Source organism: Chitinophagales bacterium, from assembly GCA_019694975.1.
Lineage (GTDB): Bacteria > Bacteroidota > Bacteroidia > Chitinophagales > UBA10324 > JACCZZ01.
Genome location: JAIBAY010000006.1, coordinates 167527 through 179679, shown reverse-complemented (window position 1 = coordinate 179679; position 12153 = coordinate 167527). Strand labels below are relative to the sequence as shown.

10 protein-coding genes are annotated in these 12153 nt (G+C 47.2%); 7 read left to right on the top strand and 3 right to left on the bottom strand.

Annotated features, from left to right (window positions below):
* Nucleotides 1–14: 14 nt before the first annotated feature.
* The 4 genes from K1X61_12340 (at nt 15) to K1X61_12325 (ending at nt 3085) form a co-directional block, all read left to right on the top strand.
* A complete protein-coding gene (locus K1X61_12340; GenBank protein ID MBX7109430.1) occupies nt 15–446 on the top strand; it encodes a hypothetical protein in 432 nt (143 codons plus the stop codon).
* Between the two features lie 72 nt (nt 447–518).
* Nucleotides 519–1073 carry a YceI family protein gene (locus K1X61_12335; GenBank protein MBX7109429.1) on the top strand — a complete coding sequence of 185 codons (555 nt, stop codon included), beginning with the start codon at nt 519–521 and terminating at the stop codon, nt 1071–1073.
* A gap of 117 nt (nt 1074–1190) precedes the next feature.
* On the top strand, nt 1191–2144 hold the full coding sequence (locus K1X61_12330; GenBank protein ID MBX7109428.1) for a hypothetical protein: 954 nt from the start codon (nt 1191–1193) through the stop codon (nt 2142–2144).
* 161 nt (nt 2145–2305) lie between these two features.
* On the top strand, nt 2306–3085 hold the full coding sequence (locus tag K1X61_12325) for an MBL fold metallo-hydrolase (protein MBX7109427.1): 780 nt from the start codon (nt 2306–2308) through the stop codon (nt 3083–3085).
* Nucleotides 3086–3231: 146 nt separating this feature from the next.
* Here the strand turns inward: K1X61_12325 and nhaA are convergent, their stop codons facing one another.
* The gene (gene nhaA / locus K1X61_12320; protein MBX7109426.1) at nt 3232–4368 is read right to left on the bottom strand and encodes a Na+/H+ antiporter NhaA; all 1137 of its coding nucleotides are present in this window, start codon (nt 4366–4368) and stop codon (nt 3232–3234) included.
* Nucleotides 4369–4612: 244 nt separating this feature from the next.
* Here nhaA and K1X61_12315 point away from each other — a divergent pair, with 244 nt between their 5' ends.
* The 3 genes from K1X61_12315 to K1X61_12305 all read left to right on the top strand — a co-directional run bounded on the left by K1X61_12315 (nt 4613) and on the right by K1X61_12305 (nt 10404).
* Nucleotides 4613–7732, top strand: a complete 3120-nt coding sequence (locus K1X61_12315) for a T9SS type A sorting domain-containing protein (GenBank protein ID MBX7109425.1) — start codon at nt 4613–4615, stop codon at nt 7730–7732.
* 284 nt (nt 7733–8016) lie between these two features.
* Nucleotides 8017–9078 (top strand): glycosyltransferase, encoded by a 1062-nt coding sequence (locus K1X61_12310; GenBank protein MBX7109424.1) that lies wholly within the window; start codon nt 8017–8019, stop codon nt 9076–9078.
* A 141-nt stretch (nt 9079–9219) separates the two neighbouring features.
* On the top strand, nt 9220–10404 hold the full coding sequence (locus K1X61_12305; protein MBX7109423.1) for a hypothetical protein: 1185 nt from the start codon (nt 9220–9222) through the stop codon (nt 10402–10404).
* Between the two features lie 13 nt (nt 10405–10417).
* Here K1X61_12305 and K1X61_12300 read toward each other — a convergent pair whose 3' ends face one another.
* Nucleotides 10418–11152, bottom strand: coding sequence for a class I SAM-dependent methyltransferase (locus K1X61_12300; GenBank protein MBX7109422.1), 735 nt, complete (start codon nt 11150–11152; stop codon nt 10418–10420).
* Nucleotides 11153–11158: 6 nt separating this feature from the next.
* Nucleotides 11159–12076: a flavin reductase family protein gene (locus tag K1X61_12295; protein ID MBX7109421.1), complete on the bottom strand. Its 918-nt coding sequence runs from the start codon at nt 12074–12076 to the stop codon at nt 11159–11161.
* Between the last annotated feature and the right edge of the window lie 77 nt (nt 12077–12153).

The following is a 12153-nucleotide window of genomic DNA, read 5'->3' as shown; positions in this document are numbered from 1 at the left end:
ATCAAGTAACAGGTATGAAGTTTTTGATCCACTGCACAATTGTCATTTTAGTGTTCACCTTGTTTGCGCTCGCCACCGGCTGCACGAAGGATAAAGCATTAAAGCCCGCTGATGGCATTGACACTACAGCCTGCATCACAGCAGGTGATACGATCACGTATGTCAGTGATGTGAAAAGAATCATGGAAACCTATTGCACCGGTACAGTTTCATCAAGCCTGGGATCCTGCCATCAGTCGGAACTGGATGGCGGAACACCCGGCCTCGATTATACCACCTATGCAGGCATCAAGGAAAAAGCCGATGACGGTACCCTCATCAACAGGGTGTTCAATTCGCCCGGCAATCCAATGCCTTCCATCATAACCAACGGACCACAGACCCTGACCGATTGCGACAATTTAAAACTGCAGGCATGGGTGGATGCCGGAGCATTGGAGAACTGATATGGTATGGTAATTGAAAACAGGTCGCATTCATTGCCAATTCTTAGTCATCATTCATAAAACCTGTCAACGATGAAAGAAATGCTGCTTATAGTGATCGCACTGTTCTGTATGAACCATGCAGAGGCACAGGATGTCTTCCTCTCCTCTTCCGGCACTGTTTCATTTTTTTCAGAAACACCGGTTGAAAATATTGATGCTACCAGTAACCAGGTAGTCGGCGCCGTAAATGTGAAGACCAAATCCATCTTCTTCAAAGCCAAGATCACCACTTTTGCATTTAAGAAAGCATTGATGCAGGAGCATTTTAATGAGAACTACCTGGAGAGTGATAAGTTTCCCTATTCAACATTCAACGGTATCATCAATGAGCCTGTAGATTTCAGCAAGGACGGCGACTATAAGGTTACCGTAACAGGCACTTTAAATCTGCATGGTGTGGATCAGAGCCGTACCATACCGGGCAACATCACGGTGAAAGACGGCAGCCTCATCCTTTCCGGTGAATTTATGGTGAAACTGGCTGATCATGATATCACCATTCCCACCGTGGTTACACAAAACATCGCGGAAACCGTTAAGGTTAAAGTGCAGGCAACACTGCTTCCGGTGAAGTCGGATAAATAAAAAGTGCCTGCTGTTATCAATTAGCGTTTTACCTTTGATGAATGCCAGGGCAGCACTGCTGACCAGTGCGTAAATGGCGTGTATATCTTTCGACACATTTCAAAACGTACGATGCTTATGAAAAAAATCTCCTTCCTGCTTTTATACTTTTTCGCCTGGCAATATTCCGCTCTGCTTTATGCGCAGGACCCCGACTTGTCGGCCATCGTTGATCAGAATTCCCCTCCTGCCGAAAGGGAATTCGTGACGGCTACTTTCAAAGGATTCAGAATAGTGAATGCGCAAACCAATGAGACTGCAAAGAAGAACAACCTGAATTTTAATATCGCACACCGCTTTGGCGATATGGCAGGCGATGCAGGCGGCATCAGCACTTTCTTTGGTTTTGATAATGCCGCAGATATCCGTTTCTCTTTCGACTATGGTATCACCGACAGGCTGCAGGCTGGTATCGGCAGATCAAAAGGCATAGATGCTTACGCGCAGTTCTATGATGTAAATATCAAGTACCGGCTGCTGCGGCAGACCACCGATAATAAGATGCCGCTCAGCATTACCTTATATGGCGTTGCCGGCATCACAGGCAGGCCGGCGGCCAGCGACAGCACCTCAGATGCCTCCTTTCAGAATACAGCGCAGCGCATGTCGTATGTTACTGAAGTGGTTATTGCCCGGAAATTTACGCCGGGATTTTCGCTGGAACTTTTACCGGCATGGCTGCACCGTAACTACGTTTCCTATGAAGATCAAAACGACATGTTTTCACTCGGCATAGGTGCAAGGGTAAAGCTGACCAAACGGTTTGCACTGATTGCCGATTATTACCATAACTTTTCTGCATATCGCACCAATGCAAAAGATGCAAACGGCAATAAGGAGTATTATGATCCGCTGAGTGTTGGCGTTGAAATTGAAACAGGCGGCCATGTCTTCACCATCAACTTTACCAACTCAATGGGCATACTTGAAAATATGTACCTGCCGTTCACACGCTCCAACTGGCTCGACGGCGAATTCCGCATCGGCTTCAATATCTCGAGGAATTTTGTGATTGGTGGAAAAAGCTGGTGATAGATTCCGCTGCAGCATTCTATCCATCATGAGTTGCCTGCCGGTTTTTTTCAAGATAATGCCACCGGATACTAAATCGCTGTCTGTCATGCATCCATGGAAATCAGCAGTGGCTGCAACTTTTACGGCAAGAGCAATCTAAACAATATAATGATCAGGCGATGTTCCTCCCGCTTTCTGAAGGCAGTTTTACGGTAGATGACAGCAAGGAGTTTATTCCTTTTGATCCGCAAACCGATCAGCTGCACGACCGTCCCGGATCGTTACTCGTTGACATTGTACCGTTCCTGGTAAGAACAAAAAATGAACTGGTGATCATTGACCCGGGGCTTGGCATGCCATCGGCCACCGGTGAATTTATGATACTGGAAAATATACAACGTGCAGGTTATAGCGCAGATGATGTTACGGTGATTTTACTGAGCCACCTGCATAAAGATCATGCAGGCGGAATCTGCTATGGCAAAGACAATGCTTATGATCTCATGTTCCCGAAAGCGCGGGTCTTCTGCCAGCAGCAGGAACTCGATTATGCCCTCACCAAAGTCAACTCACCTTCTTTCGTATTATCAAAACTGGATTTCCTCAGGAGCACCAGCCAGCTTGTTTTGCTGAAGGGTGATGGTAACATTGACGAAGACATATCATATGAGATCAGCGGAGGCCATACACCTTTTCACCAGGTATTCACGATCAGGACCACGGCCGGCACCTGTTTTTATGGCGGCGATGTGGTGCCACAACCGAAACAGCTGCAAATGAAGTTTAATGCCAAATATGACTATGATGGAAAACTTGCTGCTGCCAGGCGCATCACGTATGGAAGCAGGGCGGCTGAAAATAATTATACCGTGCTCTTCTTCCATTCAGCCGGCATGCCCATGGCAAAAGTGAGAAAGGAAGCCGGTAACAAGTTTCTGTTGGAACGGATTGGAACTTGATGGTCAAGTGCCGGTGCCGGAAGCAACCTGCCATTTATCAAACGATGCAGACTGCTTTGAAAACGGTGTTATCATTTATCTGATGGCTGCATTGCTCCTGATGAATACACACGATGGAAAGCATATGGTTTATTTATGCCGGTTGCTTATGCATCCTTCACCTTCTTTCCTGCAAGCAATATAACTCCGGCCAACCCGGATAAAAACGAACCCACGAGTATAGCCAACTTTGCACCGTCTAACAAGGCGGCATCATCAAATGCCAGTGTGGCTATAAAAATAGACATCGTGAAACCAATGCCTGCTGCGCATCCTGCGGCCAGCAACATTCTCCACGAAACCATCTTCGGCAGTTGCGCCAGGCCCGCCTTTACCGCCAGCCAGGAGGCCAGCAGTATGCCTATTGGCTTACCCAGCAACAGGCCGGTAATAATCCCTAAGCCAGGTGCATTAAACAACACTGACACTCCGGCTGCCGGAATGGTGATGGCAGTATTTGCGAGAGCGAAAAGCGGCAGGATCAAATAGTTGACGGGTTTTTGCAAAGCGTGTTCCAATGATTCTACGGAATGCATCGGCACACAAAAAGCCAGCAGCACGCCGGCGACAGTGGCATGCACACCTGAATGCAGGATGAACCACCACAGCAGTACGCCTGGTAAAAAGTATAACAATAGCGGGCGCACTTTAAATCGTTGCAGCACGAGTAAAAAGAGGATGATCAACGCACTGCAAATAAGCGGCCCGGTATGAATAGTATCGGTATAGAAAACGGCGATCACCAGCACGGCTCCGAGGTCATCAATAATGGCAAGAGCGGTAAGGAATACCTTCAGGGCAAAGGGAACCCTGTTGCCCATGAGTGATAAGATGCCAAGTGAAAAGGCAATGTCTGTTGCCGTTGGAATTGCCCATCCGTTAAGGTTGCCGCCGTACAGGTTGAATAGTGTGTATAAAATGGCCGGCACAGCCATGCCGCCTGCCGCTGCCAGCACCGGCAACAACGACTGCCGAATATCAGCGAGCTCACCCTGCACTACTTCGCGGCGAATTTCCAAACCGACCATGAAGAAAAAAATAACCATCAGACCGTCATTGATCCAATGCCCGGCTGATGCCTGGTAGCCCGCAAAACCAAGCGGTATGTGCCACAGATGATAATAACTTTCCCTCCATGATGAATTACTCAGCACCAGGGAAAAGATAGTGGCGATGATTAAAAGTATGCCGGTCAGTTGCCCCTTCCGCGACATTTCAGCAATAGGATTCAGCATGGGTTTCATGAGATTCTTACACGGCAATATAGCAAATGCATAAAAACAACATGACGCATCCTTATGGATATGCGGTGAACATTTCGCTTAATGATGCCTGCAAAAAATATTTCATCGCATGCAGCTGAGGTTTTGCTCTTGATTCGGCAGAAATTGTATTTTCGTGCACGTTTTGCACAAAGAAAAAAATACCTTTTTGTTTGTTCGTCGTCAGGTATCATCTACTAATAAATTTTCAAACCACTTCCCCTGTATGTTGATTGGATTTTCTACTTTTTTGAGTGTAAAGAAAGTGAAGCAGGCAATTTGGCTGATGGCTGTCAGCCTGATCTTTTCACAGGCGGCATTTGCGCAGCTGATCACGATACCTTCCGCTAACCCCAATGATACTGCAACGCGTAAACCCCTTGGCTGCACCTATGGTTACGAACGTTCGGCCATGCTGTATACTTCCGGTGAGGTCACACAGTTTGGCAGCATTACCAAGGTTGGTTTCTATCTCAACTCAAAAAATAATCCTGCCGCCGCCACGCCGGTTGTCATCAGGATGAAAACAATAACCGCCAATACATTAACATCAACACCTTATGCTAATATCGTGAATGGTTCCACGCAGGTGTATGCAGGTACCATTACTTCTTCTATGCTCACGGCAGACAGCTGGATCACCATCACGCTGAACACTGCTTTTAACTACAGCAGCAACAACCTCGTCATCCTCGTAGAAACAAATTACGGCGAATTTGGCGGTGAAGATTTTGTGGCCAAGCAGTTCCGGCATTCCACCACTACCACTAACCGGTGCGAGTACTGGGAAGATGACCTCGTTCCGCCTGCAGATTATGGTATCCTCATCAATAAACGCCCTACCGTTCAAATCACTTTCGAACCGAATTGCAGCGGCACGCCCAATCCCGGCAATACGCTCTCTACTTCCACGCATGTCTGCCTGGATGAAAGCTTCACCCTTTCCCTGCAAAATACACCTACCACACCCGGGCTGACTTATGTATGGCAGTCATCACCCACCGGTAACAATCCGTGGACGAACATTACAGGAGCTACAGCATCCACCTTAACTACCACACAGGCTTCACCGCTTTATTACCGTTGCAAAGTTACCTGCGATGCGGGAGGTGCCACGGGAACATCCAATCCAATACTGATCGATGAAAATGCCTATTACAATTGTTATTGCGCATCCTATTCGTCGGATATCAGCGATACAAAAATCAACTCATTCCAGATGGCTGATATCAGTACGAGCACGCCCAATGGCACCTGTGAATCGTATACTGACTATACTGGCATTCCGGGAAATGTAGCAGCCGGACAACAGGTAACTATTAAGATTGCCAACGGATCGTGCAGCGGCTTTGTCTATGATGCCTACGTGGGCGTGTATATTGATTACAATCAGAACGGTGTGTATGATGAAGCAACGGAACTGGTCTATGGTTATGGTCCGATCATTGATTTCAACGGCATACCCGACTACACTTTTATCTTTCCCACCGTAGCTCCCGGCGGCACTACCGGCATGCGTGTAATTATTACCGAAGGTGATTCAATACCTTATGCCTGCGGTGAGTATGTGTATGGTGAAACGGAAGATTACCTGCTGAACATCACGCCTGCTGCTGCCTGTGGCGGTGCGCCGGTTCCCGGGGCAACTTTATCATCAGAGATCTCTGTTTGTCCGAGCGAACCATTCACCCTTTCCATTGCAAATTACCAGAACAATACCGGCATCTCTTATCAATGGCAAAGCTCACTCAATAATATCGATTACACCAACATCAGCAGTGCCACTTCCGCTACTAAAGTGCAGACACAGGCGGCAGCCACCTGGTATCGCTGCAATGTAACCTGCGATAATTCGGGCCTCTCCACCAAATCGGATCCGGTGCAGGTAATCATGAATCCCTTTTTTGCCTGCTACTGCGCTTCTTATCCTACTAATGCTGAAGACACGAAAATTGACACCGTTAAAATCGGAAACCTCATTGCCGGGTCTTCCCCGGTGAACTGCGAAACCTATACCGACAACACCGGTGCGAACCTGGATGTTGCCAATACCGGACCCGTAACCATTCACATTGATAACGGCTCCTGCAGCGGACAGTTTTATGAAGCCTATGTAGCTGTTTACATTGATTACAACCAAAACAAAATTTACGACGGCACTGAGCTCGTTTATTCCTACGGGCCCACCGCTGATTTGCACAGCATACCCGACGGCGTGTTTAATATTCCCGGATCGGCACCGCTCGGCAAAACCGGCATGCGCGTAGTATTGGCTGAATCAGAATCCGTGCCTCCCGCCTGCGGCACTTACGATTATGGTGAAACAGAAGATTATGCCATCAACATCGTCAATGAACCGCCCTGTATTAATCCACCAACTCCCGGCACCGCAACGGCTTCTGTCTTGTCGTTCTGCACCGTGGATGTGCCGGCTGACGTTACCCTGAGTCTTACGGGTAATTCAATCGGACTTGGACAAACTTATCAATGGCAATCTTCACCTGACAATAGCCTGTATACTGACATTCCGGGTGCTACCAATACTTCAGCCGATGTAACCGTTACCACCACTACTTATTACCGTTGTAAGGTGACCTGTTCAGGCAACAGCGCCTATTCTGCCGAAGCAACAGTGACGGTAAAACCCGTCCCTTTAGGCAATACACAAAGCAATCCGATTATCATCAGCAGTTTTCCTTATACACATACCGGTGATAATTTTTCTGACAATTGCTGGACGAGCGACTACACCAATAGCCTGCCGCAGGTATCACCTGATATTTTTTATGCTATCTCGCTGATCGACACTTCCGGAACACTGCAAATTTCCACCTGCGAGACCACCGGATTTAATACTTACCTCCACCTGGTAGATGATCAGGGTAATCACCTGAGCAGCAATAACAACAATGGCCCTTATTGCTCAGGGCAGGCAGCTTCCATTGAGTTTTATGAGGGAACAGTACCGGTCAACCTATTCATCATTGTGGAAGGACAAGGCAATGATGAAGGCAACTACCAACTGGATGTGAATTTCATTCCTGATTCCGCCACGGCTGTTGCACAAGCGCCATCGATGGCAACGGGCAGCGTTAGCGTTTACCCCAATCCAGGAAATGGCAACGTGACTGTACAAATCCAGCTGAACGATTATTCTGCAAAAGCCGCTGACCTGAATATCTTTAATACCATCGGACAGTTGGTGCAGACGGAAAAGATCACACTTGAAATGGGCAGCTATTCCGGAGATCTTCACCTCAATGCTGCCTTGCCGGCAGGCATTTACAATCTGCAGCTGAATGATGGCAATTCGGTATTGTCGAAGCCAATTGTTATTCAACGCTGATCATCGACAGTATCACCTGCCATCAAAAGCATGCAGGGGAATACCGCCATAGCAGCGATGGAACTGCGGGCAATTACCGGTGAAGAATAAACAGGTTCTGTTTTAAAGGCAGGAAAATCCGGTACAATCACGCACCCGTTAAATGCCTGCAACAAAAATTCTTAACCCCCTCCTTCGGGCTCAATATTGCACCCAACTATTTTCCTTCACTTCGTAATACCAACCGGAAAACTTTTGGGCACCAACCATAGTTTCCCTTACATTTTTATTGCTCCGGTTATAGCATGACGGTCCCGTTTCAAATCATATTGCTGACGCCGGGTTTCGCAGCAGACGAAAACGATACAAGCTGCCTGCCGGCTTTGCAGGATTTTGTTTTGGGCTGGAAACGATGCTGTCCCGGCATCTCTCTATCAGTCATTTCGTTTCAATACCCTCATCGGCCGAAATCATATACATGGCATTCGATTCCTGTTTATGCAGCCGGCGGCCACGATAAAAACGGCCTGATGCGGCTGTATACCTGGCTGAAGGTTTTTTTTCACCTCGTACTGATGAAGAAAAAAAAGCGCACCGTGCTGCTTTCTTATTTTCTGACAGAAGCCACTTTTATCGCACAACAATTCACCAAAATTTTTGCGACAGATCATATTGCCATTGCCGCAGGACAAGATGTAAGAACAACTAATGCCTACCTGCAAAAACTGCATCCTGATAAGCTGACTGTAGTGGTATTCAATCAGCAGATGAATGCTGAGTTGCTTCAGGCAACAGGCAGAAAGGCAGCTGCGGTTATTCCCATGGGTTTACTGCAGCAGGTAACAGCCGATGGCACGGCAGACAACAGAATCATAGACATGCTGATCGTCAGTTCACTCATTCCTCTTAAACAGGTTGATAAAGCCATCCGGATTATTTCCCTGCTCAAGCATGAATTACCAGACATCAGGGCGCAGATTATCGGCAAAGGCTCCGGTTATGATACATTGATTGAGCTGGTAACAACACTTGGGCTAAATGAACAGGTCACCTTCACAGGCGCTGTAAGCCGTGAAGCGGTGAGAGAAAAAATGCAAGCGGCAAAAATATTACTCCACACTTCCGCATCGGAAGGGCAGTCGACAGTAATTTCTGAAGCACTGTCAGCAGGCATGTACGTGGTTTGCCATGATGTGGGAAGAATCATGGATCATCCCAAAATAGCCATCTGCACCGATGAAGCTGCGATGTTGTTGGCAATGAAAAGCATCCTGCATTTGCCGCAGCCTGATTTTTCACCGGTGGAAATATTGCCGGTAGAAGAAACCATTAAAGCATACACACGGCTCATCGAATCACTGCACTGATGAAACTACTGATGCTGCGTTAAAAGCGTGTTACCATCATGCATGCTGATAAAAGTAGCTTCATGCACTGCATTCAGCCATCTGTTTAAGGGGAAAAAATCTTATGTTTATTGCTGCTGCAAACCGGTTTTTTCTGTATTCATGATTGCCCTCCCATTTAAAAAATTCCGGCAACGCCTGATGCTCTTCGGGATGAGTGCGGCATACAACCTGGTACCAATGCTGTTCAATGTAGCGATTGCAGCTATCGTAATCCGATTGCTTGCTGATTCGCTGTGGGGCGAAATGGTGCAGTTACTTTTGTGGACAGGCCTTGCAGGTAACATCATGGCCTGGGGAAACAAAGATTATCTCGTGCGCAGCTTCAGCATTGATCCTTCTTCCATCGGCGCTTCCTGGCAGCATAGCTTTGGCAGCCGCAGCCTGTTGCTGCCCGCGATGCTGGTATTGCTGTTGTTTATACCAATGCCATTGCCGGTGATGGCATGGACCGGCCTGTTGCTGACAGCAAAGTTTATTTACATGTCGTATGATGCGCTGATTGTATTCAGAAGAAAATTCGCTGTCACGCTGTTGCTGGAATCAGCAGGATTCATTTTCATTGGTGCCGGCATCTTTTATCTGCAGCCGGCAGACCTTTCTGTATTGCTCAGCTGTTTTGCCATTGCTGAGATGTTAAAGAGTATTGCTGTCGTTTTGCTTTTCAGGAATGCAGTACTGCCGTTGCCCTTCCGCGACTACGACAGCAATTATTTCAAATCGGCTTTTTCCTTTTTCCTGCTCTATTTCACCGGCATGCTGGCGAGCAGGGTGGATCTCATCTGTATCACCACATTTTTCGATAAAGCAGCTGTTGCACGTTACCAGGTACTGATGAGTTTTTTGCAGGCCATCCAGCTCTTTATTCCTATCCTGCTCATTCCTTACCTCTCTTTCATCTACCGTTTGCCCGTTGCTTCCATCCGTAAGATGGCACTCCGGTTGTTTATTGTAGGCATGTTAATTGCCGCCATTGCGGTTTTTTCATCCTCGGTGTTGCTGCCGGTGATCTACCGGTTTCAATATGATCCGGTCGTTTTTCTGTTGGGATGGCTGATGGTGATTCCCGGATTTTACTATGCGCCGCTGATCTACCGTTTGTTTAAAAATAACCGTCAGCACATTGTAGTGTTGATCTCCCTCCTCTTCATTGTCCTCACTGTCGCTTTGATTTTCATATTGATAAAAATACTGCCGCAACCGTTTACGGCCATCTTCATCGCCCTGGCTATGGCACAATGGATAATCGGTGTTATCTACTATTTTGCCGGCAAGCAACTTACCTGAACCGCGTACAGCATCACCGTATTCGCCGGTAGAGATAGTTCGGATTTTTCAGCACGACCTCATAGTCTTTCCGTTGTTTCATCTCTTTCATGAAATCGTGCATGCCGGATCTGATATGCGCGGCAGAATCATCAAAGAAGATAAAACCACCCTGCACGAGGCAGCGGTGAACATTTTCAAAATCACGCTTCACAAATGCATACTGATGATTGCCATCGAGGTAAGCGAAGCTGACAGCACCGCCGGTATCTTCCGATGTTCCCCAAATATTTTTCACCTTCCGGCGATGATGCCAGCATTCAAAAAATTCATCGGAAAACATTTCAAAGGTATGCGGCAACCACTCACCGCTGAAGTGCCGCACATTACGGATAAAAGATTCACGGATGTACTGTTTCATTTCCGCGGGCGGCACTTTCAAAACACGCGCGTAATAATTTTTCTCCTTCTCCTCAAACTCCCATTTATCCACCGTGATCAGTTTATTTTCACGGTTGTGCAGCGAAAGAAAGTGACTCAGCATGCATGTTGACATGCCGGTGAATGAACCTATCTCCAGCACAGGATCATCCGTTGGCAGGTGCGCTATGGCATAGTGGATACAATAAATATTCTCGGGCACGAAGAGCGGTGCTCCATTGATAGTTACATACAAGGCATCATAATATTCATCGGCCATCAAACGGTAAGGAAACAACATGGTGCGTATACGATGAAAGGTGTTGCCTTTTATTATTTTTTTGATCATGACTGATTATTTAAAAACCGCAGAGCTTTCCCTGAAATAATGACGGTTAAACCAGGGCGTATGTCCCAGCACCGGAGCTTTGCTCCATGCATAATGATGTGCGACACGAAAAACAAATTGCGTATGCACACCTTTGCTAAAACTATGTTCCAGCAGCAACTCCTGCACCTGAACGGCAAATGCCGGCACCGGAATTCTATACACTTGCGACAAGACCGTTGGCACCGCATCGGCTTCCGGAACGATACTGGCCTGATGATAATGACCAAGCCGGTAAGCAGCCTGTCGCTGATCAAACGGCACCGTTGCAGCGCAGATTCTTTTTACTGATTTGATCATCGGTATCACCGCACTGCTCGAACGAATGCTATAGATACAATGTGTTTCATCGATAGAGCCGGCAATGTCAACCGGGAAGATGTCATAACCATGGTCGTGCTGCACCGAAACAAGGTAAACCGGACGTGGCTTGAGACTGAATACAAAAAGTTTCAGCAATTCATCGGGCGGCACCATGAAATTTTGTGATTTTTTATTCGTGCTGTTCTTCAAAGACAGCAGCAAGATATTCCAGGTGTACTCCGGCCAGTGAAATGGTTGATGCGTCAGCGTTGCTTCGAAGAGGAGCAACTGCAATCCGCCTGTTGCTTCTTTACCGGTTGCTGTCAGCCGTAGCGCTCCCAATACTTTTTCATTCTTTATTATCTGCAACGTAACTTCTTCCGCATGTATGTCAGGCACAGCAGCAGCATTCACCGCGATGGCAAATGGCTTAAGCGATAGGAGGGCATGCGCATTTTGTACGTCATATTGCTGCCTGCCACTGCTGATGACTACCCTCGCCGTATCGTCTTCACTGATTGCCACGGCATGAAGCTTCCGTGTATTCAGGTAGCGTGATATTTTTCTTTTGATGTTGTTCATGAAAAGCCGGCTGCGGTTCAAGTTAATGACTATTCGTGATCATACCGATGCTGAAATAAATTCGGCATGACCTCATT

Bases quoted from the DNA above. Each gene is read 5' to 3' on its own strand.
- K1X61_12325 (MBX7109427.1), top strand. From the start codon at position 2,306: ATGTTCCTCCCGCTTTCTGAAGGCAGTTTTACGGTAGATGACAGCAAG.
- K1X61_12300 (MBX7109422.1), bottom strand. From the start codon at position 11,152: ATGATCAAAAAAATAATAAAAGGCAACACCTTTCATCGTATACGCACC.
- K1X61_12330 (MBX7109428.1), top strand. From the start codon at position 1,191: ATGAAAAAAATCTCCTTCCTGCTTTTATACTTTTTCGCCTGGCAATAT.
- K1X61_12315 (MBX7109425.1), top strand. From the start codon at position 4,613: ATGTTGATTGGATTTTCTACTTTTTTGAGTGTAAAGAAAGTGAAGCAG.
- K1X61_12340 (MBX7109430.1), top strand. From the start codon at position 15: ATGAAGTTTTTGATCCACTGCACAATTGTCATTTTAGTGTTCACCTTG.
- K1X61_12310 (MBX7109424.1), top strand. From the start codon at position 8,017: ATGACGGTCCCGTTTCAAATCATATTGCTGACGCCGGGTTTCGCAGCA.
- K1X61_12305 (MBX7109423.1), top strand. From the start codon at position 9,220: ATGATTGCCCTCCCATTTAAAAAATTCCGGCAACGCCTGATGCTCTTC.
- nhaA (MBX7109426.1), bottom strand. From the start codon at position 4,368: ATGAAACCCATGCTGAATCCTATTGCTGAAATGTCGCGGAAGGGGCAA.
- K1X61_12335 (MBX7109429.1), top strand. From the start codon at position 519: ATGAAAGAAATGCTGCTTATAGTGATCGCACTGTTCTGTATGAACCAT.
- K1X61_12295 (MBX7109421.1), bottom strand. From the start codon at position 12,076: ATGAACAACATCAAAAGAAAAATATCACGCTACCTGAATACACGGAAG.